At 59.9% G+C, this 24,099-nt stretch carries 25 protein-coding genes and 1 tRNA gene; 6 read left to right on the plus strand and 20 right to left on the minus strand.

Translation table 11 applies throughout. From position 1 onward, the window contains the following. Positions 1–204 precede the first annotated feature (204 nt). Positions 205–450 carry a hypothetical protein gene (locus DGI_RS14950; RefSeq protein WP_021762027.1) on the plus strand — a complete coding sequence of 82 codons (246 nt, stop codon included), beginning with the start codon at positions 205–207 and terminating at the stop codon, positions 448–450. Between the two features lie 268 nt (positions 451–718). Here the strand turns inward: DGI_RS14950 and DGI_RS14955 are convergent, their stop codons facing one another. After that, positions 719–1,495 carry a substrate-binding periplasmic protein gene (locus DGI_RS14955; protein ID WP_021762028.1) on the minus strand — a complete coding sequence of 259 codons (777 nt, stop codon included), beginning with the start codon at positions 1,493–1,495 and terminating at the stop codon, positions 719–721. 187 nt (positions 1,496–1,682) lie between these two features. Between DGI_RS14955 and DGI_RS14960 the strand changes: the two genes are divergently transcribed. Further along, positions 1,683–2,612 (plus strand): hypothetical protein, encoded by a 930-nt coding sequence (locus tag DGI_RS14960; protein ID WP_027193104.1) that lies wholly within the window; start codon positions 1,683–1,685, stop codon positions 2,610–2,612. Positions 2,613–2,801: 189 nt separating this feature from the next. On the opposite strand, the gene DGI_RS14965 is transcribed toward DGI_RS14960, so the two are convergent. Then, positions 2,802–4,196, minus strand: a complete 1,395-nt coding sequence (locus DGI_RS14965; protein ID WP_021762030.1) for a M14 family metallopeptidase — start codon at positions 4,194–4,196, stop codon at positions 2,802–2,804. A 296-nt stretch (positions 4,197–4,492) separates the two neighbouring features. Between DGI_RS14965 and DGI_RS14970 the strand changes: the two genes are divergently transcribed. Then, positions 4,493–4,568 (plus strand) — tRNA-Asn (locus DGI_RS14970). A 243-nt stretch (positions 4,569–4,811) separates the two neighbouring features. Here DGI_RS14970 and DGI_RS14975 read toward each other — a convergent pair. Further along, on the minus strand, positions 4,812–5,039 hold the full coding sequence (locus DGI_RS14975; protein ID WP_027193103.1) for a transposase: 228 nt from the start codon (positions 5,037–5,039) through the stop codon (positions 4,812–4,814). A gap of 191 nt (positions 5,040–5,230) precedes the next feature. On the opposite strand from DGI_RS14975, the gene DGI_RS14980 reads away from it, so the two are divergent. From DGI_RS14980 to DGI_RS18080, 3 genes are all read left to right on the plus strand, one after another. Beyond that, positions 5,231–5,512: a type II toxin-antitoxin system RelE/ParE family toxin gene (locus DGI_RS14980; protein WP_021762031.1), complete on the plus strand. Its 282-nt coding sequence runs from the start codon at positions 5,231–5,233 to the stop codon at positions 5,510–5,512. An 8-nt stretch (positions 5,513–5,520) separates the two neighbouring features. Then, the gene (locus DGI_RS14985) at positions 5,521–5,856 is read left to right on the plus strand and encodes a HigA family addiction module antitoxin (RefSeq protein ID WP_021762032.1); all 336 of its coding nucleotides are present in this window, start codon (positions 5,521–5,523) and stop codon (positions 5,854–5,856) included. 92 nt (positions 5,857–5,948) lie between these two features. Further along, the gene (locus tag DGI_RS18080; protein WP_027193102.1) at positions 5,949–6,335 is read left to right on the plus strand and encodes a hypothetical protein; all 387 of its coding nucleotides are present in this window, start codon (positions 5,949–5,951) and stop codon (positions 6,333–6,335) included. Here DGI_RS18080 and DGI_RS14995 read toward each other — a convergent pair. From DGI_RS14995 to DGI_RS19550, 17 genes are all read right to left on the minus strand, one after another. Continuing rightward, positions 6,284–7,627 (minus strand): sigma-54-dependent transcriptional regulator, encoded by a 1,344-nt coding sequence (locus tag DGI_RS14995; RefSeq protein WP_021762033.1) that lies wholly within the window; start codon positions 7,625–7,627, stop codon positions 6,284–6,286. The genes DGI_RS18080 and DGI_RS14995 overlap by 52 nt on opposite strands. A 522-nt stretch (positions 7,628–8,149) precedes the next feature. After that, complete coding sequence (locus DGI_RS15000) at positions 8,150–9,187, minus strand: ATP-binding SpoIIE family protein phosphatase (protein ID WP_021762034.1); 1,038 nt, start codon at positions 9,185–9,187, stop codon at positions 8,150–8,152. 14 nt (positions 9,188–9,201) lie between these two features. Beyond that, positions 9,202–9,615, minus strand: a complete 414-nt coding sequence (locus tag DGI_RS15005) for an anti-sigma regulatory factor (protein ID WP_021762035.1) — start codon at positions 9,613–9,615, stop codon at positions 9,202–9,204. Then, a complete protein-coding gene (locus DGI_RS15010; protein WP_021762036.1) occupies positions 9,590–9,997 on the minus strand; it encodes an STAS domain-containing protein in 408 nt (135 codons plus the stop codon). Before DGI_RS15010 ends, DGI_RS15005 begins: the two co-directional genes overlap by 26 nt. 19 nt (positions 9,998–10,016) lie before the next feature. Continuing rightward, positions 10,017–10,826: an STAS domain-containing protein gene (locus DGI_RS15015; protein ID WP_021762037.1), complete on the minus strand. Its 810-nt coding sequence runs from the start codon at positions 10,824–10,826 to the stop codon at positions 10,017–10,019. 124 nt (positions 10,827–10,950) lie between these two features. After that, entirely contained in the window at positions 10,951–12,330 is a 1,380-nt protein-coding gene (locus DGI_RS15020) for a methyl-accepting chemotaxis protein (protein WP_021762038.1), read from the minus strand. A 66-nt stretch (positions 12,331–12,396) separates the two neighbouring features. Continuing rightward, a complete protein-coding gene (locus tag DGI_RS15025; protein WP_021762039.1) occupies positions 12,397–14,502 on the minus strand; it encodes a chemotaxis protein CheA in 2,106 nt (701 codons plus the stop codon). 33 nt (positions 14,503–14,535) lie between these two features. Further along, a complete protein-coding gene (locus DGI_RS15030; protein WP_021762040.1) occupies positions 14,536–14,901 on the minus strand; it encodes a response regulator in 366 nt (121 codons plus the stop codon). A gap of 23 nt (positions 14,902–14,924) precedes the next feature. Continuing rightward, positions 14,925–15,230, minus strand: a complete 306-nt coding sequence (locus tag DGI_RS15035) for an STAS domain-containing protein (RefSeq protein WP_158407343.1) — start codon at positions 15,228–15,230, stop codon at positions 14,925–14,927. Continuing rightward, on the minus strand, positions 15,227–16,708 hold the full coding sequence (locus DGI_RS15040) for a chemotaxis protein CheW (RefSeq protein ID WP_021762042.1): 1,482 nt from the start codon (positions 16,706–16,708) through the stop codon (positions 15,227–15,229). The genes DGI_RS15035 and DGI_RS15040 overlap by 4 nt, the downstream gene beginning before the upstream one ends. Position 16,709: 1 nt before the next feature. Next, positions 16,710–18,800, minus strand: coding sequence for a chemotaxis protein CheA (locus tag DGI_RS17540; protein ID WP_021762043.1), 2,091 nt, complete (start codon positions 18,798–18,800; stop codon positions 16,710–16,712). A gap of 74 nt (positions 18,801–18,874) precedes the next feature. Next, positions 18,875–19,243, minus strand: coding sequence for a response regulator (locus tag DGI_RS15050; RefSeq protein ID WP_158407344.1), 369 nt, complete (start codon positions 19,241–19,243; stop codon positions 18,875–18,877). Between the two features lie 7 nt (positions 19,244–19,250). Then, positions 19,251–20,102, minus strand: coding sequence for a CheR family methyltransferase (locus tag DGI_RS15055; RefSeq protein WP_021762045.1), 852 nt, complete (start codon positions 20,100–20,102; stop codon positions 19,251–19,253). 9 nt (positions 20,103–20,111) lie between these two features. Next, a complete protein-coding gene (locus tag DGI_RS15060; protein ID WP_021762047.1) occupies positions 20,112–20,774 on the minus strand; it encodes a HEAT repeat domain-containing protein in 663 nt (220 codons plus the stop codon). Positions 20,775–20,794: 20 nt separating this feature from the next. Further along, entirely contained in the window at positions 20,795–21,874 is a 1,080-nt protein-coding gene (locus tag DGI_RS15065) for a protein-glutamate methylesterase/protein-glutamine glutaminase (protein WP_021762049.1), read from the minus strand. Positions 21,875–21,928: 54 nt separating this feature from the next. After that, on the minus strand, positions 21,929–22,420 hold the full coding sequence (locus DGI_RS15070) for a chemotaxis protein CheD (protein ID WP_021762051.1): 492 nt from the start codon (positions 22,418–22,420) through the stop codon (positions 21,929–21,931). A gap of 25 nt (positions 22,421–22,445) precedes the next feature. Next, positions 22,446–24,086 (minus strand): chemotaxis protein CheW, encoded by a 1,641-nt coding sequence (locus tag DGI_RS19550; protein WP_021762052.1) that lies wholly within the window; start codon positions 24,084–24,086, stop codon positions 22,446–22,448. Between the last annotated feature and the right edge of the window lie 13 nt (positions 24,087–24,099).

The raw sequence follows: 24,099 nt of genomic DNA on the forward strand, positions 1-24,099 counted from the left end.
ACCGTGATGCATGCCATTTTACGCAGCTTTACGATGCGGCGCAACCCCGAGCATCCTGCCCCCCCTGGGCAGAATTCCTAAAAGTTCACGGATGCCTTGATTCAATTCACGAAAATGTATAACACTGTCTCCAGCCACTGCGGCCGGCAACGCACGCGCCGCGCAACTGCCCTAACCCCCGATGTATTCATCAAGGAAAACAGCATGCTTAAGACCACCTGGGAAAAAGTGTTCGAATACGCCTCCATGCCCGTGCACGGCACCCTTTCGCGCAAATTGCGCAAAGATGTCAAAATTCAGATCAACGAGGGAGAGATTTATGCGGACGCCACCATCTTCCTGGGCGAGGAGTTCATCCGCATCACCTGCAAGAAGGGCGAAGAGGCCGTAAACACCTATTACGACTGGACACAACTCGCCTCTGTGCGCACTTATAGCAAGGCGGAATAACATCCGCACTAGAGCCTTTTGCTTTTAAAAAAGGACATTGCGAGAGTGGAAACCTTTTTTGCAAAAGGTTTTCCTCTCTCGCGCCCTCCCCTTCCAAAACTTTCATAGTGACCTTGAATCACAATAAAAAGTCTTTGGAAAGGGGGGTCGAGGGAAGAGCCTTTCTTGAGAAAGGTTTTCCCCCGAAAGTTCTTTTCAAAAACAGCGTGCGCTAACGCCGGAGGCCTCTCCCTGCAAGGAGAACGCCTCCGGCGTGTACCGGGTCCGCTTATTCCCAGTCATGCAGACCGTACTTGGCCAGCAAGGCGGCCAGTTCGCCAGAGGCGCGCATGGCCTGCGTGACGGCGGCCAGCCGTTCGGCATATTCCGCGGCTCTGGGCTCAGCCGGCGAGAAGGCGATGTACAGGGGGGTAGGGTCGCCTTGCGGCCCGACGGACTCCACCTGAGCCTGCACCCCCACTTCCTTGATCAGGTGCTCGAACACGTACGGATTGGCGATGACCACGTCAATGCGCTCCGCCAGCAGCTTTTTGAGGTTGGTTTCCGCGCCATTGTCCCCGGACGCGATCTGCACGTGGTCGCCCTCGCCAAGCTCCTGGAAGTAGGCGTCCAGGGCCTCGCCGTATGAATAATCACGGATGATGCCCACCCGCTGGGTGCGCAGGGAATCCACCCCGGCGAACTTCCAGGCATAGCCTTTGCGGATGAAGAAGTGCGAGTCGTCCATGCCCTGGGCAACGCCAGGAAAGACGAACCCCTCGGCATCCGCCTCAATGGCGCCGATGACGCCGGTGAACGCCCCGGACCGCGCATCCGACACGGCGCGCGCCCAGTTGAGCACTTCATAGCGGACCTCAACGCCCAGGGGCTCAAACGCCTTGCGGGCAAGCTCCACCATGTACCCCGGCGCGGCGCTGCCGGGAACACAGTTGTATGGGCACCATTCGTCTGCAGCCAGGGTGATGACGCCCTGGGCCTGGGCCGACGCAACGCCAGCGACGGCCAGCAACATGAACAGCAACAGCAGGCAGCGCAGAAGGGCCATGGGAATACTCCTTGCGGTTAGGGAACATCTCCCTACCCATTGCCCCGCCAACGCGACCGTATCATGGCGGCTGCGTGACATCCTGGTGATACGCTGTTGCTGCCCGGCTTGCGGTTGCGGCTTGCGCCGCCTTCACGTATCATCGCGCCAGATTGCAATCATTTGACAGGAAGTCTGAGGAGGCGCCATGATGCGATGTCGTGCCCGCCTGTCGCTGGACGGGCTGGTGAGCGCCATGCTGCTGCTCGAATGCCGGGTGGTGCATGAGGTGACGGTGACCGATCCAAAGGACGTGCTGGACGGGCTGACCAAGGTGGACGCCTGCGACGTGCTGGTGAGCCTGCCGTACCATGCCGCGGCCGGGCAATGGCATGACCATCACCTGAGCGAGGCCATCCGGCTGGAAGAAGCCTGGGCCCTGGGGTTCCGGCTGCAGGGAGAATGCCTGCCGGACGTGCCAAGCACGGCGCGCATTCTCTGGACGCATCTCAACACCATGCATCGCGTGTCTGCCATGCTTGAGCCCTGGGTGCAGGCAGCGGACGCCCTGGAACAGCAGGGATTTTCTCCCCATGCCCTGGCCCACCCCGACGCAGCCATGCTGCTTGGCTTGTTGCTGGAGGCCGAGGCTGAGGCCCCCGGCGAACCCGCACCGCCCCTGACCGCCCGCTTTGCCGATCTGGTCCAGCTGGGCCGACGGCATCCACCGGAGCAGGTGCTGGAACATGCGGCATGCCGCGCAGCCCGGCACCGGCTGCAGACCGCAGCCCGGGCCTATGAAGACGCCATCCGCCAGTGCAGCACCCTCTCAGGCACCGTGCTGATGACGGACCTGCGCCCCCTGAACGCCGTGCCTCCCGGCGTTGCCGCCCGGGACTTCCTGTTCTTTCCCCAGGCCCGCACCCAACTGCGCCTGGCCTGGGAGCCGGACGGCCACAATGTGCGCATTTCGGTACGCCATTCGCCCTTCCAACAACCGCCCGCCCCTGCCGTGGGCGAACTGATGCCCGCCTGCGGCGGCTATGGGCATCGTCGGGCTGGGCAATGCGTGGTCTATGCGCCCCTGGTGCCGGAGACCATCGCCGGGCTGTTGGCCCGACTGACAGCAGGCAGCTGAGCCCGCACCACGCCTGCCAGAGTATTTTAGAGCATTGTACTTTTGAAAAAGGACGTTGCGAGAGGGGAAACCTTTTTGCAAAAGGTTNTCGCGCTCGCCCCTTCCAAAAATTTGATAGTATTTTGTAATTACAACAAAAGTCTTTGGGGCGGGGGGTCTGGGGAGAACCCCTTTCAAAGAGAACGAGCCCTACCTGCCGGCGCTGGTGGGAGACGAAAGGACGCGCGCGGTGCAGATGACCGGCGGCGCGGCGGGTCGGCCACGGAAATTCACCAGAACCATGCCGGCAAACTTCGAGCCCTTGTAGAATTCCACCCGATACACGGCACCCTGCTCGTCCACGGAAAAACGGGACTGGATATCGGCCTTTTTCAGCAGCACACCGTCTTCGCTTTCCTTGGCCGAGGAGGGGGAGCTGTAGCCGATCACATTCACGCGCATGCCCGGCACGGGATCCACCTGGAACGATTCCCGCACGCCCACCATCTGCCCAATGCCAACCACATGCGCCTGCCCGTCGATGCGCATGGGCACGGCCTGCAGGGTGTGGTCATACTCGAAATACTCCGGCCGCAGTCGGGTAAGGACCTTGTTGCCGTGGTACACCGTGTATTCCTCGCCTGCGCCCAGCACAGTCACCAGGGGGCTGGAGGCGGCAAAGGGCATGTCCGCGTCCTTCTTCAGGGGGAAATAATTGAGCTGGCTGCGGATATTTTCCAGATCCAAAAAGATGCGATTGTCATAAAGGGCCAGGCTCAGATTTTCGTTGATCACCCGCTCCACATCCAGGGGGGTGATGTCGAAATCTCTGGAAAACTCGATGCCCATGTGGCGCATGAAGGCTTCCAGGGCCAGCAGGTGATAGTATGTGCGCTGGGCAGGAGGCAAATCCTTGCTGGCTTCCACGCCGAAGGCCGGCTTGCCGTGGGTGATGGCGAAATAGGTGAGGGTTTTTTCCATCTCCCGATCGCCCAGCCGGGTTTCCGTGTTCTTCACGTGGTACACATGCAGCGCATTGAGCAGCCTGCTGTTGACCTGCGCCGCCACATGCCGGGCCAGGCCACCCAGGTTGCTCAGATGGTTGTGAGCGGGGCAGTTGTCCAGCTCTTCCTGGTCAATGATCACGCTCTGCCCCCAGCGGGCGGGGTTGAGCATGCTGTTGATGGCCGTGGGACGATAGAACCCGCTGCCGTCGTGCAGGTTGAGCACCAACCCCACCTCGGGCGCCAGGATGGCATCCTTGATGGACATGATGGTTTTGTAATCCGGGTCATCAGGCGACAAAAAGGCGAACTTGCGGTTCATGTCGCCATGAAACCCGCGAGTGGAAAGGACGATGCTGGGGAAGCTCAGGTTCGGGGCCACCCAGACATTGCCCTTGGTGAAGCGATAGCGTGTGGTGAGCAGGGAGGCTGCGGTAAAGCCGCCGGGCTCGTCGCCCTGAATGCCCCCCACCACCAGCAAGGTGGGGCCACTGCCCGAGCCCATGCGGTGCATGGTGTAATCCAGCGGACCAAGCGGCGCGGCCGAGGCCAAGGAAACAACAGCCGACACGAGCAGACAAACAATCGCCGCAAGGCGCATCAATACTCCCCCTGGCAGTCGATGTGGCAAAATCGGCAAACGCGCGCTCCTCATGATCCTCCCGGAATCTTCCGGCGTGGTGAAATGACGGGCTTAATGTGCCGGCATCACCCTGCGTGCAAGGGCACGCTACCGTATTTCCCCTGGAAAAGAAACCCGGGAGCAGGCGGCCCAGCCGCGCCGTGTGAACGCACTCGCAAAAAATCTGCAATTTTCTGCTTGACTCGGAACGCGCGTTTGCATAAGAACCATCTCTCTGTTGGCGGGTTCCACCACCCCGCACAACGGCGCCAAGTTCCTCGGTAGCTCAATCGGCAGAGCGGGTGGCTGTTAACCACTAGGTTGGCGGTTCGAGTCCGTCCCGGGGAGCCAAAAAGATCAAGGGGTTAGACTGAAAGGTCTAGCCCCTTTTTCACGTCATCAGACATATATCAGACAAATGGCGCAGGCATCAGTCAAGAGACCTCTGCACAACGCCCCCCGAACGGCCTTTCTTTGTAGAACACGGCCCTTTCGGCCCCAAATTTTGACCTACATACCCATTGGTTTCTTCATTTACCCCTCATTTTCTGCATTCTTCTCATAATTTGGGCGCGCCAGCCCCTCAAGTGCGCATCACAGCACGGCTTTCTTCAAATTGAAGGCCATCTCCACCAGATACGGCTCGGCGCAGACCTTTTTCAGGCCCAGATAGCGCGCCCTGGCCAAGCCGTAGCCGCGCTTCCAGGTCCCGAACACCCGCTCCACACCGCAGCGCACGCTGCTGATGAGCCGGTTGCGCAGTCGTTCATAGGCCGTCAGGGGCGCGCGGCGGGCAGATTCGACCACCGAGGCGGCGACCACGGTCCCTTCGCGGACGAGCAGGCCTTGGCTTCGAGCTGCTCGTTGATGCGATCCAGAACCTTGTCGAGAATATTCAACTTGATCAGGTTGTTGCGGAATCGGCAGATGGTGGTTTCATCGGGGACTCAATCGCACTTCGCACTTTTTAGACAGGGCTCGACAAAATCACGCCGGAAGAGTATTTATTGCCCATGATCAAGTCCTTCAGATGCAAAGAAACCGAAGCGCTGTTTCTTCGTGAGCCTTCCCGAAGGTTGCCGGGTGACATTGTGGCCGCAGCCCGCCGCAAGCTGGCAATGCTGCATGCCGCGAGCTTCGTTGAAGACCTGTGCATTCCGCCAGGCAACCGCCTGGAGCAACTGAAGGGGAATCGCGCCGGCCAGCATAGCATCCGCATCAACAGCCAATGGCGGATATGCTTTGTCTGGCGCGATGGGCACGCATACGATGTAGAGATTGTGGATTACCACTAGGAGGCCCAATGTCGCACAAGCTCCCCCCCATCCATCCGGGTGAAATCCTTCTGGAAGAGTTCATGAACCCCATGGAGCTTTCCCAAAGTGCACTGGCCATTGCCCTGCGCATTCCGAACCAGCGGGTGCATGATATCGTGCACCGTCGCCGGGGCATTACCCTGGACACGGCGGCCCGCTTGGCGCGTTTTTTTGGAACAAGCGCCACCTTCTGGCTGAACCTGCAGACGCAATACGATCTTGAGATGGCCGAAGATGAGGGGCTTTTTGCGCGCCTGGAAGAAGATATTCGCCCCCACGCCGCCATTTCCGAAAAAACGAGAAAGATGGAGAGCCATGCATAGGGCAAGGCTTTGCATATAAAGCGGCCCGGCCCGGTGCTACCAACACCGAAGCCGGACCTGACCCTTCAACCTGCCAACGAGGAAGAAGGGCTATGCAAACGGTCAAGCACTTTGAAGATGACGTCAAGACGGGTGTGTCCGAATCCTTCCCCGGCGATTTGCCCGCATTCGCCGATGCAGCAGCCCTTGGCCTCTCCATGGATCATGACCTTGCCGGGATGCTTGAGAGCCTGCGCCGGTATTATGACGACTTGGCCCTGGCCCTCGACGTCAGCGAGGCAGGGCCGGCCAATCCAGGGTTCAAGCACTACCACCGGGATCGTGTCCGCCGTACCGCCCTGGAGACTGCCGCGCACGCGCTGCAAGTTGTCCGGTGCGGTTCAGGCGCGGATGGTCCTCCCCGGAATACGGCGATGGGGACATCGCATCAGTTGGCCGCCCTTTTCTTGCACAATCCCAGCTCCTGCAGCTTGGCGTAATAATTTTTCTTGTGCATCCCTGTGATGGCCAGGGACTTCTTCAAGCTGCCGCGGGAAATGCTCAGGACGGATGAGAAGTACTGCAACTCGAAGTTTCTGAGCGTGGCCAATTTTGCATCACGATAGGTGGAGATATTGTTGTGACTTGCAACTTCCCAGGCATGCAGTTCCTGGATAATGTCCCCGGCCTCAATACATCTGTTTACTGTTTTTTCTGCAACAAGGAACAGAAGCTGGCGCAGCTGCCGGACATTGCCGGGCCAGTAGTAGCGTTGCAGCCAGGTCATTGCGCTCGGCGTCAGCTGATATGTCTGCTTTTTCACCCGCCCCATGTTGTAAAGAAAGAATTCTGACAGCACCGGCACGTCTTCCAAATGTTCGCGCAGCGGCGGGATCCGAATCACTGCCCCGGCCAGGCGGAACAGGAGATCTTTGCGGAAGGTTCCCTCACGGTTCATGGCCCAGAGATCTTGATTCGTGGCCGCGATGATGCGCACATCCGCCTGCCGGACACCGGACTCGCCGACTCTGCTGTATTCCCCAGAGTCCAGGAAGCGCAGCAGCTTCGTCTGCACTGGCAAGCCCAATTCACCGACTTCATCCAACAGCAGCGTGCCACCCTGGGCAGCGCCAATATAGCCCTGCGTGCTCCGCACCGCATGCGTGAAGGCACCGCGCGTGTGGCCAAACAACTCGCTTTCGGCCAGCGAGCCGAGCGTGGCGCAGTTGACGGGCACAAAACTGCTCTGGCTCCGACGGCTCAGGCGGTGGAACTCCCGGGCAGTCACTTCCTTGCCCGTGCCGCTTTCGCCCGTGATGAGCACGGGGATGTCGGAAGCCCCCAGCACAGAGGCCTGATTGCGCAACTGCATCACGGATCGCGAGAGGCCCTTGATATGGCTGAGTTCGTCCTGCTCCGTGGGTGCAGCGTGCTCATTGCGCAGCACGCCTTCCTTGAGCGCAACGCGAATGGTGCACACAAGTTGCCCGTCGGGCGACGGTTTGGCAATGAAGTACCGAACTCCGCGCCGCAAGGCGGCTTCCAGAAAGAAATCGGAAAATTCTGTGCCCAGCATGATCACCTCATGCTGGAATTTGAGCTGCTCCAAAAAAGCAATGCTTTGGTCGGGCAGAAAATCTGCGTCATCCACAATGAACAGGGTGCCTGCCGCATATTGCATTGGTTTTCCCAAGGCACTGGTGGGCAGAACCCTGCAATGCCATGCGGCATGCCCACCAAGCATTCGGGCAAAATGTTCATCATCAGAAAACACAACGATGGCGTGTTGCATATGATCTCAAAGGGTCACCATAGGAACATAAAACATCGTATCGCAAGGCATACTAAAAAAGAACATCTCACCGCCACAGCCTTCATTGATAATTGCATACGAAGCTAGTGCATGGCATGAGAATGTTCCTTGACTTTTGCATTGGCCTTGGCATTGGGCGTACCCCAATGCTGCAATGCTCACGACATGGCATGAACATTTTGAATACGACTATAGTATACTCCCCACCCCTCCCCCTGTTATGAAGTATTGTCACATCACATTGATATCCGCAGGGCACCCGCAGGCAATGCCCAGCGTGCTGCACCATCCGGGCGAGCGCCCCTGCTGCTTCGCAAGGGAACTGCCCGGCCGCGGGTCCAGGTCTCTTCGTTCCGGCCTGCACGAATATCGCCATCTTGCTGCAAGCCCAGCAGAACAAACCCTTTGCCCGCGCTGCGTCACATGCTTTCCGTGGAAGAGTTGCTCACTATATGCACCTTGTCAATGATGTGTATCAATGCAAATAAAATCGTGAGGCAATCATCCAAGTCCATCGGAAGATGACAGCATTTTTCCGACAATCACTGTTGCATCATCGTGCATTTTTGTATGCTTTTCGAATATGTGCAGTGCAATTTCCTGTGCACTCATCAGAAGCAACGTTTGCGGGAGTTCCATACCAGCCTCGATCCCGTCGGAATGCATAATGATTGCAGCACGTGTTGGAAGTGGCAGATTCTGGACCTTGGCCTGCGCGTAGCTGGCTCCCAGAGTGCCGTAACGGCCCGGGAGCCGTTTTGCGCAGGCGCCAGTCAAGACGACCAGTTCGATATTGCCAATGCTCAAGTACGAGAGTTGCCGGGTGGTGTTGTCCACGCGGGCCAGGGCCATGGCTGCACCGCGAGTCCCCCGCAGTGCATCGTGACAACTGGAGAAAATGTCTTCCATGGGCTGTTCGAAGCAGTGTTCCAGGTGCAGGATGGCGCGTGTGGCCACGGCGTGGGCCTCCTTGCCATGTCCCAGGGCATCCACAATGCCAAACATGCCGAAATCGACATGCTGTTTGATGAAAAACAAGTCGCCAGACTGCTTTTCGCCCATGGCGGGCCGGTTAAAGACGGAGAATCCCAGCCGGGGCGAGTTCTCGCTATGCAGCCATTTCCGCACACAAATCCGGGTGCCAAGGGGCAGCAGCTGCTCCATGTGGAATTCGTCCATCAGCCTTCTGATCCCCGAAAGCCCGATGCCCAGGGAGCCCGCCGTGGAGTAGCCGTCTTCCATGGCGCGCAAGGGGTCGGCCATGCCGGGACCATGATCTTCGGACACGATCTCGACCCCTGGAATCTGCCCTGCGTACAGCGTGCGGATGAGCAGCACGCTGCCGACAGTCTTGTGCTTGATCAGGTTCAAGCCCAATTCGGAAACGGCAATTTCGACGCTGGCCGTGCGAATGCCATCGAAGCCAAGGCGCTCCGCTGTTTCACGGGCGATGCTCCTGGCGCGAAGCACGTCTGATTCGCCGCGCACGGGCTGCCTGATCTCGTCCGCGAGGCGATGTTGCTTCCTGGTGGTCTGCATGAGTGATGCCGCGCCTAGTGTTTTCGCAAGTATTTTGCAATGGTAATCGATGTGCCCTGGCCTTGGGCCGATTGAATGTCAAAGGAATCGCTCAGGGCCTTGGCGCCGCTTAATCCCAGGCCCAGGGAATTGGTGGTGCTAAATCCCTTGCTGAGTGCCTTGTTGATATCGACAATGCCGGGGCCGTTGTCCTGGAACCGTAGGACCAACGCATCGTGGCGTCTGGTGGCAATCATCTTTCCCTTTCCGGCATGCACGACGATGTTGCGCGCCAGTTCGGAGACCGCCGTGACAATCTTGGTTTGGTCCATGACGCTGAAGCCCATGTGTTGCGCTGCCTGTCTGGCGTATTGCCGCGCCAGGATGATGTCTTCGTATCCGCAGATGACAACCTCTTTCGGGCTACTGTCTTCCCCGGAGATGACCATGTGATGCTCCCGGCGTTTGTTGAGAACGCTTCTTTAAGGATTCAAGTAGTCTGAGCCCCCCCTCAAGGTTCAGGGCCGTGCTCAGACTGCTCAGATGTAGCCCCAGATGGATAATGGAAACAACAACTTCCTTGCGCATGCCCACCAGGACGGTTTCGCAGCCCATGAGCTTGGCCATGCGCGCAGTCTCCAACAGCAGCCGGCCCATGAATGAATCGATCAACGTTGCGGCGGAGATATCGATGACCAGCCCACGATAGCCGTACACTTCAATTTTCTTGAGAATGTCGTCCCGCAGCTTGAGGGCCAGGGAGTCGTCCAGCTCAACCTGAATGGGCACAATCAGATTTTCGCCAAGGGCCAGAATAGTGACTTGGGACATGTCTTTACTCCGGTTGCTGCTAAGCCTCGGTGATGCTGAACGCCAGCTTCAGGCCATCCGCGAGGGAGGTGCGCGTCAGCATGCCTTCCAGATCCACGCCGACTTCGATGATGGTTTTGGCAATTCTGGCGCTGATGCCAGTGATGATGCATTCCGAGCCCATGAGCTTGGTGGCGGATGCCGTCATGATCAAATGCCGGGCCACGAGGGTATCCACGATGGGAATGCCCGAGATGTCCAGGATGGCCACCTTGGACTGCGTGTTCTCGATGGCGGTCAGCAGCGTTTCCATCATTTGCTGGGTGCGGCGGCTGTCGAGCATGCCCACCAGGGGAATGAGCAGAATCTTGTCCCAGATTTTGACCACAGGCACGGAAAACTCGTCCACAACGCGCTGCTGATCGCTGATCAGGAGTTCGCGACTCTCCTGGTAGGCATCCAGGGTGATGAGGCCCAGCCGGTCGATGAACGTATTCAGGACTTCCATGGCACCGGCGATTTTTTCCGGGGGCAGCTTCAGCCTGAGCACCCCCAGCGCGGCCGGACGCAGGGCGAAGATGGCCCGGGCTGTTTCGGCGGGGGACACATTGTTCATGGTCATGATCCGGCTCAAGCCGCCAAGCGTTTCCGTCAAGGCGCCTCCACTCTCCACCTGCCCCTGGGCCATGACGTCCAGCGCGCCATCCAGGATGCGCTGGAAGACATCGCCATTGCCTTCGACCTCCAGAATGCGGACAAGGTTGCCGCACTGGTGCACCACATCAAGCTCCCAGGCGTCGCAAAGGGCCTTGCGATGTTCGGACAAAATCGGTTGAATTTCCTGTAGCATGGGACTCTCCTTCCCGGCATGTGTTTGCGCCGTGTCAAACGGCGTGCTGCTGCGCTAGGGCACGTTGTTTTTGAAAAGAACTCCCGGGGGAAAACCTTTCTNCCTTTTTCAAAATTAAAATGTTCTAAAAAAATGTGACGTCTTCGCCCCGTTCTTCGCTGCTGGCAGCGGCAGTCACCGCGGCTGTGTTTGTTGCCTTGGCTGTTGCGGTGCCCAGAATGGAATGGGCCAGCGCGCGCTCGGTTTCCATGGTGTACAGGGAGGAAAGCCGTTCAAGAATCTCCTCGCGCAGGCCCAGGCGCAACAGCTCGGATTCCAGATCCGACTTGCTCTGCACCGCCGCGAATTCCTGACGGATCTCGTGCAGCGCCTCAATGGCGTGGCCGACCACCTGTTTGATGATGTCCTCGAACTGGAGGTTGAAAATCATGGACTTGATGCGCTCGCTGTTTTGCGAGGTCTCGCCGATGAATGCGTCCATGATTCCTTCCATCTCCGTGGATATTTCCAGCAGCGAGACGAACAGCCCTTCCATGAGCGCGCTGGTGGAGCTGACATAGACGTTCTCCACCTCGATGGCCTCCTTGACGCTCATGGTGGCGTCCGAAATGAAGCGGTGCGCCCTGCCCAGGCCCTGGCGGATGTTCACGGCCGAATCCGCGGACTTCTGCGCCAGCTTGCGAACCTCGTCGGCCACCACGGCAAAGCCGCGCCCCGCCTCGCCGGCGCGGGCGGCCTCAATGGCTGCATTCAGGGCCAACAGGTTGGTTTGGTCGGCGATGTAGGAGACGTCCTCGGAAAACGGCAGCACTTCTTCCAGGATTCCCTGCATGTGGTCCAGCTTTTGCGCATACTCGGCCTTGCCTTCCACGATCACCGCCAGTTCAGCCACAACACTTTTGATTGTCTCCATGTAGCGCGCGCGCAGGTACTCGAAATTCCGGCTGGTGCCCGTATCGGCAATGTGCTGGGCCAGGCGTTGACGGATCAGCCCCAGGAGCTGGTTGTTGGCGGAGATGCTCCCATCCATGCTTGCCACCAGCTGATTCAGACTGCCGATGACTTCCACGGTGGCGGTTTCGATGCTGCCTGTGGAGTGCTGGAGCTGCCCGACAACCACCGCGAGGATTTCATCCGAAATGTGGATACGGCGTTGCAAGGACATGACGGTGTCCGCCAGGGATTCAAGATGCTCCTCGGCTTCGCGTACGGCAGCGGCTTTGTGTTGCGCCTGGGCCTCATGCGCGGCGGCCCTGGCCTGGCTCTCGTCCAGGCGCGCCTGCCAGGCCTGCCGCATTGCATCCAGTTCCTGCGCATGCTCCTGCAGCAGATGCGCCCTGCTGGTGGGTTCCTTGAAAAAAAAGACCGCCCCAACGAGACCAAGCAGCGGCAGCAGCAGCGCCCCCGCTCCCGCGAGCAGCGCCTGCGCCGGGAAGAACAACTGACACGCTGCCAGCCAGACCAGCCCCAGCAGCACGCCCGCAGCCAGACCGCGCAACAACATCAGGCAGTTTCTCTGCTCCTCCAGGTATGCGTACGAATGCGTGAATGGATTATTTTTTTGCATGATTTAGTCTACTTGCATCAGATTTTCCGGGTTCAGGACCAGCAGCACCCGGCCATCGCCCAGAATGGTCACGCCGCCAATATACGAGAGGCCTGCCAGGGCCTCGGGCACTGGTTTGATGGCAATTTCACTATTGCGCAGCATGCGGTCGATCAGCAGGCCGAACTTGCCGCCTGCACAATGCGCCACCACCACGAGGCGCTCGGAGGCTGCATCCTCACGCACGTGGTTAGAGAGCGGTGCGGTGGAGCCTCGCTGCCGGAGCAAATCTTCCAGGGGCGCCACGGGCAGGATCTCCCCGCGGTAATGCATGGCCCGGTGCCCTCCGATCTCGTGGATTTCATGGGCCGGCACGCGGACCGTCTCCAGCACGGTGTCCATGGGCAGGGCGTACTGGTTTTCCCCGGCTTGCACGTGCAGGGCCATGCTCACGCCCATGGTCATGGGGATCTCCAGGGTAAAGGTAGTGCCCCGGCCCTGGATGCTTTCCAGCCGCACCGTACCGCCCAGGGTCAGCAGCGTGGACTTGACCACGTCCATGCCCACGCCGCGGCCGGAAATGTCCGAGACCTGCTCCTTCATGGAAAATCCGGGCAGGAAGATGACGTCAAAGAGATCGGGGGCATCGGGATCCGCAACGTGCAGGCCCATGGCCCGCGCCTTTTCAAAGACGCGCTGCCTGTCCATGCCTTTGCCGTCGTCGGTTATCTTGAGCACCAGGTTGCTGCCCTCGCGCGCGGCCCGCAGGGTGAGGACACCGCGCTCACCCTTGCCTGCGGCCAGTCGCTCCGACATTGTTTCCAGGCCATGGTCGCAGGAATTGCGCACCATGTGGATGAGCGGCTCGGAAAGAATGTCCGCCACCTTCTTGTCTATCTCGGTTTCCCCCCCCTGAATGACCAGCTCGATGGACTTGCCTTGCTTGTGGGAAATATCGCGGACAACCCTGCTGAATTTTTGGAATATGGTCCTGATGGGCACCATGCGCAGATTCATGACGCCACCCTGCAGCTCGTTGGTGATGCGTGAGAATAGGCGCAAATTGTCCTTCAGGGACTTGATGGCGGCCGTCTCCATTCCGCCTGCGTCATCCAGGCGGGCGACCAGAAATTCGTAGGCGTTCCGCGCGATGATCAATTCGCCGATCATGTTGTTGAAGGCGTCGATCTTGCCTTCTTCCACGCGCATGACCTTGAGTTCGCCTTGTCGATCTTCCGCAGGCCGCTCGTCAGCCTGTTTTCGCAGCGCCTGCTCCAGCTCCGATTCGGTGATCTTGCACTCATCAAGGAGTATCTGCCCCAGCGGCTTGCGTGGAGAGGCGTTTTCCGGCTCCAGCTCCAATTTTGTCACCTGGATCAGCTCCACATCGAAGGCCAGGTCGCTGATGGCTTCGGGGGCAAGTGCCGTGACCACATACACGCACGGCGTAAGGTACAAGTCCAGAGGCTGCAGCTCCTGGCAGTTGGGCACGGCGCGAGGGCAGCTGGCCCGGTAAAAAACGCAGGCATTCTCCAGGGCGCGCAGAAAAATTGCGGGGTCGAACCCGTTGACCAGATCTTCGGAGGTGAACGCCGGCGTCACCTTGTAGGCGGCCAGTTCCCGACCCTCCGCCGGCCCAAGGTGCAGGCGCAGCTCGGCAGCCAACACCGGATCCTGCAACACTTCGACGCACTGCGCGGCCGGGCCCAGGGCAGCGTGGGGGCTGGGGCGACAGACGTCGTCCCCCCCTGCACCGAGCAGCCGCTCGAATCCCTGCATCAGGTCGATGCGCAGCACGGGTTCCTCGCCTCGCCTGACGGCCTGGAGCATCTCGCCCAGGGCATCCAGACCGCCAAGCAGGGAATCCACGACTTCCCGGGTCAGCACCGATTCCCCGGCCCGCAGGCTGTTCAGCAGGGCTTCCAGGTGGTGGGCAAAATGCCCGAGGCTGTCCAGACCGAACATGGCCGAGCTGCCCTTGATGGTGTGGACACCCCGAAAGATGGTATTGAGAAGATCCTGATCGCCCGGATTGGATTCCGCCCTGAGCAGGGCATCCGTGACTGCATCAAGAATATCGCGTACTTCTACGATATACTGCTGTCTGTGCTCGTCCTTACGGGAGTCCATATATTCCTGCCGCCATGTTCGTTCACATCCGGGCTAGCCGAGGATTTTCTTCACGACGCCAAGCAGGGTTTCAGGCTTGAAGGGTTTGACAATCCAGGCCTTGGCTCCGGCCTGGCGGCCTTCTTCCTTCTTGCTTTCCTGGCTTTCCGTGGTGAGCATGACGACCGGCAGAAACTTGCAATTGGGCCGGGTCTTGACTTCTTTGATCAGGCTGATGCCGTCCATGTTCGGCATGTTCAAATCTGTCAGAATCAAGTCGAACTTGGCGCCCGAGAGTTTGCCCAGCGCGTCTTTGCCATCCGAGGCTTCCTGGACCTCGTAGCCTGCACCGCGCAAGGTCATGGCCATCAGACTGCGCATGGACACTGCATCGTCAACAACAAGTATGGATTTTGGCATGCCGTCTATCTCCTGCATGGGTTTCAAGAAATCTGTTCCGCGATGTGTATGCCGTACAGCCTTGCGATATCTGCCAGGGCCTCGCCAGCATCATTCAGGCAGAAGGCCTTGCCGTACTCCCGGGCGGTCTGCCGCACGGAGAGCAGCAGCTGAAAATACGCCGTGTCCACGGCCAGAACATCCCCGGCGCCGACGGCAACCGTGGAAAACTCCAGACTGTCCCAATCAACAGCCTTCAGGAGCAGGGCATGGGCCTCGACCTCATAAATCAGGCATTCAGCCGGCAGCAGCACGCTCAGAATGCCCTGACTGGTTTCGATCCGCATCATGCCTCCTCGCGTTGCAATGTCGTGCATGCGGACTCCTCCGCAGCCAGTGCGTCCAGATCCAGCAGCAGCACCGGGGCGCCATCCCCGATTTTGGCCGCCCCCACGAGGTAGCGCCGGGACTTCTCCGGCAACCAGGATGCAGGCAGCGGCTCGACAGTGTCCCGCCGCACATCAAGGGGCTTCATGACCCTGTCCACAATCAGCCCGTTCATCTGGGCCCCCTGCCCTGCCACCAGCATGCGCGTCTCGTCCGTCCGGTTGGCCCTGGCCAGGCCCAGGCGTGCGCGCAGGTCCATGGCCGGGATGACCACCCCCCGCAAATTGACCAGGCCCTCGAAGTGGGGCAGCGTTCCGGGCACGGGCGTAATTGCTTCCGGCACGGTGATCTCCCGGACACTGTGCATGGGCGTGGCAAAAATCTCCTCCCCCAGGCCGAAGCAGACGTGGCGCTCCAGAACGGTGTCCGGTTCCAAGGCCTCCTGCGCCGCGCCATGTTCCAAATCTGCTGAATATGATTCCTCTCCCAGATGTTCCGGCAGCCGGCCCGCGAACAGGGCTTCCGGATTCAGCAACATGAGGAGCCCCCGGCCGTCGTGCGTGTGGATCGCTTCCGCACCGCACACCCCGGCCCCCTGTTCAGGCAGGACGAGAATGCGCCCCAGGCGTTCGGCTGCAATACCCAGGCGCATGCCGCCGTGCTCCAGCACAAAGAGGTAATGCCGGTGGGCTTGCGCCACGCTGGCGCTGGACTCCAGGAGCAGGCCAAGGTCGAACACAGCCAGGGTTTCGCCTTTATCCGCCATCAGCCCCAGCAGCCCCGGAAACGCCCAGGGCGGTGACAGGGCCTGGGTGTACGGACTGATTCTGACGATGGACTCCAGCCGCAGGGCGAATTCCCTGCCCGCCGCGGCAAAGGTCATCACCGTCATCATTGGGCTGGCGGGATTCCCGTCCCGTTCCCGGCCGCCAGCGGTCCGGGAGAGGGGGTGCTGCGACCTTCCGGTCACCGTCCTGACCTGCGCCGGGATATCGAAGGCGCACAAGGCATCCACGTTCAGCCAATAGACCATGCGCCCGGCCATCCCGTTGTGGAGCACCCCCCGGATACATTCGCGGGCGGCCCCCAGCTCCGGAATTGCCGACGTCTGGACCATGGCGCCGTCTTCGGCATCGATCATGGCCAGCACCTTGTCCAGGCGCAGGGCCATGGGGCCGCCATGCGGAGCCACCACCACGTGCTGGTGCGGGCTTGCGGTGTCCGATGCGCTGTCGAACCGCACTCCCCCGAGCCGCAGCCCCAGGTCCATGACGGGCATAATTTCGCCGCGCAGGTTGGCCAGGCCCAGGACGCAGTCTGGCGCACCAGGGGTTGCCGTGACAATCAGTTCGCTTTCTATGCTGCGCACGGCATTGGCAGGCATGGCCAGCAGCAGGCTGCCACACTCGACGATGAGTATTTTTTCCAACGCGTGCGCCATGTCAGTGCTCCAGCCGATGCATTGCCGAATCGATCAGCTCGCCAGGATCCAAGACCAGCAGTGCGCGTCCGTCGCCCAGGATGGAGGCTCCGGCCAGGCCCGGCAATCCTGCCAAAAAATCCGGCAGGGGCTTGATGACAAGCTCTTCCTGACGAAACAGGGCATCCACGGCCAGGCCGAGCCTGTCTTCCCCTTTTTGCAGGACGACAACGGGTATGTCCTCGTCCTGGGCGTCCCGCAGCGCATCGTCCAACGCATCCTTCCGGGCGTCGTCCCCGGAAGGGGCTTCTGCCGGGAGCACGCCCAGCAGTTCCGAGAGCGTCTCCAGCCCCAGGACTTCGCCGCGCAGGGTCATGGCCCGCTTTTTCATCATCGGCTTGATGCGGCTGTTGTTGATTTTCACGGTTTCCCGCACGGCTTCCACGGGAATGGCAAAGGTTTCCCTTCCCACCCCCACAAGCAGGACCTCCACCACCGCCAGCGTCAGGGGCAATTCCATGCGCAGGCGTGTGCCCTCGCCCACGCGGGAGTCGATGTGCACGTTGCCCTTGAGCTTACGCATGTTCGTGAGCACCACATCCATGCCCACGCCACGCCCGGAGATGGCCGTCACCTGGTCTGCGGTGCTGAAGCCCGGCTCGAAGATCAGCTGGATAATCTCTTCGCGAGTCAGCGTGGCTGCCCTGTCCGGAGTCACCAGCCCCTTGGCGACCGCCTTTTCGAGCACCGCGGCGCTGTCGATGCCTGCGCCGTCGTCCACCACCTCAATGACGATGGCGTTGCCCTCCTGGGCGGCTTTCAGGAGAATGGTGCCGCGCTCGGGCTTGCCATTCCTGACGCGCCATTCCGGGCTTTCGATGCCATGGTCTGCGGCGTTGCGGATAATGTGCATCAAGGGATCGCCAATTTCCTCGGCCACGCTCTTGTCTATTTCCGTGTCTTCGCCCTGGAGGATCAGGCTGATTTTCTTGTCGCTGCGCTGGGTGATATCGCGGATGATGCGCGGGAATTTCTGAAACACCGTGCGTACCGGGACCATGCGCATGTCCATGACACTTCGCTGCATGGCGTCCGAAATGCGGGCAATGCCCTGGCAGGCAACGCGCAGCTCGCGCAGGCCCGGCAGGTGTTTGCCTGCCTGGCGCTCCAGTCCCTTTTCCACATGCCCCAGCACATTCCTGGCCACGATGAGTTCACCCACAAGGTTCATGAACACATCCAGAATCTGCTGATTCACGCGCATGGTCTTGATGGCGGCATGCGGCTGCAGCTGGCGCTGGAGCTGGCCAGAACGTTGATCCGTGCCGGGATCCCCTGCATTTCCCGGGGCGGCCTCTTTCGTCGCAGCGGCCTCCTGTGCAAGGCCTGCCAGGAACAGCTTGATCCCCGAGAAACTTTCGCCGAGCTTCTCCAGCAAGGACGCAGAAAGCGCAATCTCGTTCTGGCGCAATGCGTCCAGGATATTTTCGATGTGGATCGCCGCCTCTTCCAACGAGTCAAAGCCCATGTATCGGGCCCCGCTTTTCATGGAGTGCGCGGCACGGAAGAACATGTCCAGCGTTGAACGATCTTCCCCTGCGCCCTTTTCCATGCGCTCAAGGCAAAGCTTCATGGTATCCGTGTGCTGGGCTGCGGAATCCAGAAAGATGGCCAGGGGCGCCACAGCCAAGGGCCCGGAAGCGGCAACGGCCCGTTCCGGCACGCCGAGGCGCTGTTTTTCGATGCGCAACCGCTCCACAAGGGCAGCTGCATCCCACGCGCTCCCCGGCTTTTCGACCATCCCCCGCAGCGCGTCCACGGTTTCAAAACAGACGTCCAGCAAGGCATCGGAAAAGGCAAACGCATCCATGCCGCGCACAGCGTCAAGGATTGATTCAAGCGCATGGGCCAGTTCGGCTATGTCCTGCAGGCCCACATACGATGCGGTCCCCTTGATGCTGTGAATGCGCCGAAAGAGTTCACCCAGGGCGGCACGGTCATCGCAGGCCTGGCCCAGCTTCAGCAGGGACTGCTCGGATTCGTCCAGGTTTTCTGACGCCTCCACCTGAAAATCCCTGAGCAGCCTGTCCGCCAATTCGTCGCTGACGGGCATGCCCCCACTCACTGACGCAGCGATGGGCACCTTAGCTATCTCTTTTTTCTTGCTGGGCATTCGTATAATCCTGGTCAGGCGAGGAGCATTTTGACTTTGGTCACCAGGGCCGCGGGTTGCGTTGGCTTCACCAGGTACACGTTGGCCCCGGCCTCCATGCCTTTCACCCTGTCCAGGGCTTCTTCTTCCGTGGAAATCATGATCACAGGCATGTCGCGGTAGCCATCCGTGGAGCGGATTCTGCGTGTCAACTCATAGCCATCCATCTTTGGCATGTTCACATCCGTGATGACCATGTGGAACTGTTCACGCAACAACAACTCAAGGGCAATATAGCCATTTTCCGCAGTGGCACATTGATATCCTGCCCCAGCAAGGATGTACTCATGCAGGCTCAAGACAATGTTTGAATCGTCAACAATTAATATTTTTGAGCACATCATGCATTCCTTATCGCGTAGCGCTTGTTGCAGGCTTCTTGTAACAAAGAAAATCCCCAACTCGTTCCAGCAGAAATGAGGCGGTGATGCGTCCCACAGATTCCGAATGGCCAAGAAAGACATACCCGCCTGGATTGAGCGCATCATACAGGCAGGAAAGAACCTTCTTCCTGGAATCATCATCAAAATAGATGAGTACGTTTCTGCAGAAGATGAAGTCGAATCCGCGTTTGCGGCGCATGGACACCCGATCCACCAGGTTCAGTTGCTCAAAGGTCACAGGCTGCATGGCGTTTGCAAGCAGCTGCCAGCCGTCCGCGGTGCGCTGGAAGTACTTTTGCCTGTACACAATGGGAGTTTCCTTGACGGAACGTTCGCTGTAGAGCCCGATGCGCGCATGCCGCAGGACATGGCGGTCAATGTCTGTTGCCAGGATTTCCGTGTCCCAATTGGCATAGTCTTCAATCATTTCCTGGAGGATGATGGACAGGGTGTACGGCTCCTCGCCCGTGGCGCACGCCGCGGACCAGATATTCATGGTGGCATCCCGGGCCCGGCGCTTGCGTTCGAGGTATTTCGGCAGCACCTCCTCAGCAAAACCACGCAGCTGTGGAAAATCGCGAAAGAAGTAGGTTTCGTTGATGGTGATTTCTTCGATAAAACAGGAAAGCTCCGTTTCCTTGTGCGAATAGAGCAACTCGTTGTAGTATTGCTGGAACGAGCTGCAACAACGAACCTGCATGCGCTGCGCAAGACGACTGGACAGAAAGTAATTCTTCTTCGGCTCGAAGTATATTCCAGTCTCTTTGTAGATGAGTGCTCGAATTCTTTCCAGATCGGCATCTGTCAGCAATGATTGCATGCGATGCTCCTATGCCAATCCGCAATGCATCAACGCAGTACGATGATAATACTGCGCCTCTGGCGAAAGCCGGGCGGTATTGATGGTTGCAAACGCCTTTTGGGCGGCCTCGCCTCCAATTCTGGCAATGGCGTGCAGAATGTTGCATTGCAGCCAGGCATGCGAGTCCAGGTGTTGCAGCAGCGCAGGCACGGCGCCTTTGTACCCAACCCTGCCGATGGCTTCGGCTGCTGCGCCGGCCACATTGGGGTTGGGATCGTCAAGCATGCGCACGAAGAGAGCTTCTGCGTCGATCTCGCTGACCTCCCCTATCTTGCCCAGAATATCCACGGCGAATTTGCGAATGTCCGAGACGGGCGAGGTGCAGCAGGCTGTCAGCTCCTCCAGCGCATCCAGACTGAGCGCTTCCAGTATTTCAAAGCTGATATTGCGCAGGGGCACCTCTTCTGAAGCCATGAGCGGAACCACGCGCCGGGCAGTTTCGCGCCCGCCGATGACTCCCAGGGCCTCGGCCGCCGCCTCGCGCACAGCCACCACCGGATCTTCCAGGGCCGTGACAAGCGCCGGCACTGCCCCTTCCAGGCCCAGGGATCCCAAATCCTCAGCCGCGTAACGGCGCACTGTTTCGTCGCCGGTCTGGAGATTGTGAACGAGCCGATCAAGCTCTTGCATTCATCGCCTCCTGGGTCATCCTAGGATGTGACCAGACTGATAATCTTGCTTGCAATGGCTTGCACAGGCAGCACAAATTCCGCTCCGCCCAGACGTATGGCCTCGGCAGGCATGCCGAAGACCACTGCTGTTTCTTCCGACTCGGCGATGGTCCGCCCGCCTGCCTTGCGTATGGCGGCCATGGCCCGGGCGCCGTCGTTGCCCATGCCGGTCATGAGCACGGCAATGATATTGCCGCCGTAACACTCCAGCACCGATTCCATGGTCACATCCACCGAGGGCTTGTGCAGGGTCTCTGCAGGCTGCTCTGAGAGTCTGACCATGAACCCCGGCTTGCCTGCGCCCCTGGGCGCCAGGGTCATATGCACGTCTCCCGGCGCCAGGTAGCCGTGGTTGGGCTCGATGATGTCTGCGCGCTGCGCCTCCTTGAACGGGAAGGCGCAGTTGCTGTTCAGGCGCTGTGCAAAGGAGGTGGTGAAGCTCCCGGGCATGTGCTGGATGACGATGACGGGCACGCCAAAATCCGCCGGCAGTTGCGGAAGGACATCCATGATCGACTTGGGACCACCAGTGGACAGGCCAATGACCACAATTTTGTTCGCAGGGCTGGCCGGAGTGGTTACCCTGGGAGTGCGCGCCGGAGTGGGACGCGGGCGCGCTTGCGGCTGGGCCTTCTTGCGTCTGCCGGCGCGTCCGATATTGACGCTGGCTGCCGCACGGATTTTGAAGATGATCTCTGCAGCAATCTGATCCATGTTCTTGGAGATGGTCCCCCCGGGCTTGGCCACAAAATCCACCGCGCCCAGCTCCAGGGCCTCGTATGTCGTCAGCGCGCCTTCCCGGGTCAGGGAACTGATCATGACCACAGGCCGGGGCGATTCCATCATGATGTACTGCAGGGCCGTCAGGCCATCCATGACGGGCATGTTGATATCCAGGGCCACCACGTCCGGTTCCAGCTCCTTGGCCTTGTCCACGGCCTCGCGTCCGTCCTTGGCCACGCCAATGACCTCGATCTCCCCGGAGCTTTCCATGATTTTTTTGATTTCCCTGCGCATGAGCGCCGAGTCGTCGGCAATCAGGACCTTGACCTTTCGCATGTACCGTCCTCACAAAGTGATGGAGTGAAGGCCACCCCGAACAGACCGCGCACGCTACAGCAACACGCGCTTGCCATTGGTCAATTTGACTTCAATGGCGCCACTGCCCACATCAAAGAACACGCTGCGGCCGAAGGCGCCGCCCACGGATTGCGCCGCAACATGCAAGCCCAGTGTGCGCAGCACCTCCGTCACACTGGTCAGAATTCCTGTGGGGAGCTGACCCATGAAGCCCACTTCGCAGCCCTCGAACATGTTGCCGGCCCCCGCGAGACGCACGGACATGTGCTCGCGCCGCGCGCCTCGGCGTTCCATGGGGAGCAGAAGCCCCACCAGGGCGGTGTCGGCATATAATCCTGGCGAGTGTGCGGCCTCTTGCACGTCCAGCGAGGAGGACGGCATGGGGATGTGCGCCATGCCGCCCAGCTTGCGCGCCTGGTCCCAGAGGCAGGCCACCACGCACGAGCCCACCCCCCTGGCCACCAGCAGGCCGGCATTGCGAGCCATCTTGAATTCGCCCGTCAGGACTACCTGTTCCGGACCCATATTCTTTCTCCGGACCGCCGTCTGGTCATTGCGCCACCACGGTTGCCCGGCCCTTGCCTGACCTGGCTTTTTCCTTTCCCCCTGCTGCAGCCGACCGTTCAGCCTCGCCAGGGCGGTCACCAGCAGGGGTGTCCGCAGCCAGTTCCATGAGTTCGAGCCCTTCCTCGCCGGAGAGGATGGAGTCCACATTCAAGAGGATGATGATGCGTTTGCCTTTGTTCAGTTTGCCCAGACCGTCGATGAATCGTTTGTCCGGGCTGCTGCCGGAGAGGACCGAAGGCGGCGGTTCGATGTCTTTCTTGGCCATGCGCAGCACCTCGGACACGGAATCCACGATGACGCCGGTTGTCCGTCCCTGGATGCTGAGCACGACAATGCGGTTCTGTTCCGTGCGCTCGCCTTTCTCCAGGTTGAATCTGGTGCGCATGTCGATGACCGGAAGGACGTTGCCCCGCAGATTCACGATGCCTTCCACAAAGTCCGGAGCCTTGGGCACCGTGGTGATTTCCTCGATGCGGATGATCTCCTGCACGCGCATGATATCGATGCCGTATTCCTCGTGCGCGACATGAAAGCAGACCAGCTGGGCTTCGTCGTCGATTTCCTGGGCGGCCTTGAGCTCGTGTCTCGTGGCGCTGCCTGCGGTGGCCGCCACCTCTTGCCGCTCTTCGTCCGAAAGCAGGCGGGCGGCGTCCAGGAGCATGAGCAGACGTTCCCCCTTGTTCAGCTTGCCCACACCCTTGAGCCGGGAGGCATCTTCCGAGTTGATGATGGCGGGCGGGAGTTCGATGCTGGATTTTGGCAGACGCATGACCTCGGATACGGAATCGACCTGAATGCCTGTGAGCACTCCGTCCAAATCCAGCACCACGATGCGCCGGGCGTCGATCTCGTCATCATCCACGGCCGCGCTGCCACCAACTGCGGACGCCGTCTCGTCCGCCTCCAGGCCGAATCTGGTGCGCAGGTCCATGATGGGCAACAGCCGGTTGCGCAAGGACATCACGCCCTTGATGAAATCCGGCGCCTTGGGCACGGTGGTGATTTCCGTGACGCGGATGATCTCCTGCACCTGCATGATATCGATGGCGAATTCCTCTTCGGCAAGCCTGAAGGTCACCATCAGCTCTTCCTCTTCCAGGGCCTTGCTTTCCACCATCCCGGTGCGGCCGGCCTTGGCAGTGGTGCCCTTGGCTCCCGTGGCCCCCATGGCCGCCGGTATGAGCATGTCCGCATCCAGGATCATCACCAGGCGGTTGCCATTGCCGATTTTGGCCACTCCCCGCAGGTACTGGCCTTCGATGCCAGCCACCACCTTGGGCGGGACCTCGATGATCTTATCGTCAATGTGCAGCACCTCGGACACGGAATCCACAATGATGCCTGTGGACGTGCCGCCGCAATCCAGAACCACCACGCGGGTGGAATCGTCCATCTCCTTGGAATCCATCCCCAGACGCTGACGCAGGTTGATGACCGGCAGGATGCTGCCGCGCAGGTTGGCAATGCCATTCATGTAGCTGGGCGTATTGGGCACCTTGGTAATGACCGGCGGTCGCACGATCTCCTGGACCAGGCCGATGGGAAACGCCAGCTCTTCGCCAGAGAGCGAAAAGGTCACAAGCTGACCTTCCCCGGTTTCCACGATCAGTTCTTCTTTCGTCATAAGGCTCTCCCCG

The organism is Megalodesulfovibrio gigas DSM 1382 = ATCC 19364 (assembly GCF_000468495.1).
Taxonomy (GTDB): Bacteria; Desulfobacterota; Desulfovibrionia; order Desulfovibrionales; family Desulfovibrionaceae; genus Megalodesulfovibrio; species Megalodesulfovibrio gigas.

What these genes read in the sequence shown, in the direction of transcription:
- DGI_RS14950 (WP_021762027.1), top strand. Translation starts at nt 205, where the DNA reads ATGCTTAAGACCACCTGGGAAAAAGTGTTCGAATACGCCTCCATGCCC.
- DGI_RS14955 (WP_021762028.1), bottom strand. Translation starts at nt 1,495, where the DNA reads ATGGCCCTTCTGCGCTGCCTGCTGTTGCTGTTCATGTTGCTGGCCGTC.
- DGI_RS14960 (WP_027193104.1), top strand. Translation starts at nt 1,683, where the DNA reads ATGATGCGATGTCGTGCCCGCCTGTCGCTGGACGGGCTGGTGAGCGCC.
- DGI_RS14965 (WP_021762030.1), bottom strand. Translation starts at nt 4,196, where the DNA reads ATGCGCCTTGCGGCGATTGTTTGTCTGCTCGTGTCGGCTGTTGTTTCC.
- DGI_RS14980 (WP_021762031.1), top strand. Translation starts at nt 5,231, where the DNA reads ATGATCAAGTCCTTCAGATGCAAAGAAACCGAAGCGCTGTTTCTTCGT.
- DGI_RS14985 (WP_021762032.1), top strand. Translation starts at nt 5,521, where the DNA reads ATGTCGCACAAGCTCCCCCCCATCCATCCGGGTGAAATCCTTCTGGAA.
- DGI_RS18080 (WP_027193102.1), top strand. Translation starts at nt 5,949, where the DNA reads ATGCAAACGGTCAAGCACTTTGAAGATGACGTCAAGACGGGTGTGTCC.
- DGI_RS14995 (WP_021762033.1), bottom strand. Translation starts at nt 7,627, where the DNA reads ATGCAACACGCCATCGTTGTGTTTTCTGATGATGAACATTTTGCCCGA.
- DGI_RS15000 (WP_021762034.1), bottom strand. Translation starts at nt 9,187, where the DNA reads ATGCAGACCACCAGGAAGCAACATCGCCTCGCGGACGAGATCAGGCAG.
- DGI_RS15005 (WP_021762035.1), bottom strand. Translation starts at nt 9,615, where the DNA reads ATGGTCATCTCCGGGGAAGACAGTAGCCCGAAAGAGGTTGTCATCTGC.
- DGI_RS15010 (WP_021762036.1), bottom strand. Translation starts at nt 9,997, where the DNA reads ATGTCCCAAGTCACTATTCTGGCCCTTGGCGAAAATCTGATTGTGCCC.
- DGI_RS15015 (WP_021762037.1), bottom strand. Translation starts at nt 10,826, where the DNA reads ATGCTACAGGAAATTCAACCGATTTTGTCCGAACATCGCAAGGCCCTT.
- DGI_RS15020 (WP_021762038.1), bottom strand. Translation starts at nt 12,330, where the DNA reads ATGTTGTTGCGCGGTCTGGCTGCGGGCGTGCTGCTGGGGCTGGTCTGG.
- DGI_RS15025 (WP_021762039.1), bottom strand. Translation starts at nt 14,502, where the DNA reads ATGGACTCCCGTAAGGACGAGCACAGACAGCAGTATATCGTAGAAGTA.
- DGI_RS15030 (WP_021762040.1), bottom strand. Translation starts at nt 14,901, where the DNA reads ATGCCAAAATCCATACTTGTTGTTGACGATGCAGTGTCCATGCGCAGT.
- DGI_RS15035 (WP_158407343.1), bottom strand. Translation starts at nt 15,230, where the DNA reads ATGATGCGGATCGAAACCAGTCAGGGCATTCTGAGCGTGCTGCTGCCG.
- DGI_RS15040 (WP_021762042.1), bottom strand. Translation starts at nt 16,708, where the DNA reads ATGGCGCACGCGTTGGAAAAAATACTCATCGTCGAGTGTGGCAGCCTG.
- DGI_RS17540 (WP_021762043.1), bottom strand. Translation starts at nt 18,800, where the DNA reads ATGCCCGTCAGCGACGAATTGGCGGACAGGCTGCTCAGGGATTTTCAG.
- DGI_RS15050 (WP_158407344.1), bottom strand. Translation starts at nt 19,243, where the DNA reads ATGATGTGCTCAAAAATATTAATTGTTGACGATTCAAACATTGTCTTG.
- DGI_RS15055 (WP_021762045.1), bottom strand. Translation starts at nt 20,102, where the DNA reads ATGCAATCATTGCTGACAGATGCCGATCTGGAAAGAATTCGAGCACTC.
- DGI_RS15060 (WP_021762047.1), bottom strand. Translation starts at nt 20,774, where the DNA reads ATGCAAGAGCTTGATCGGCTCGTTCACAATCTCCAGACCGGCGACGAA.
- DGI_RS15065 (WP_021762049.1), bottom strand. Translation starts at nt 21,874, where the DNA reads ATGCGAAAGGTCAAGGTCCTGATTGCCGACGACTCGGCGCTCATGCGC.
- DGI_RS15070 (WP_021762051.1), bottom strand. Translation starts at nt 22,420, where the DNA reads ATGGGTCCGGAACAGGTAGTCCTGACGGGCGAATTCAAGATGGCTCGC.
- DGI_RS19550 (WP_021762052.1), bottom strand. Translation starts at nt 24,086, where the DNA reads ATGACGAAAGAAGAACTGATCGTGGAAACCGGGGAAGGTCAGCTTGTG.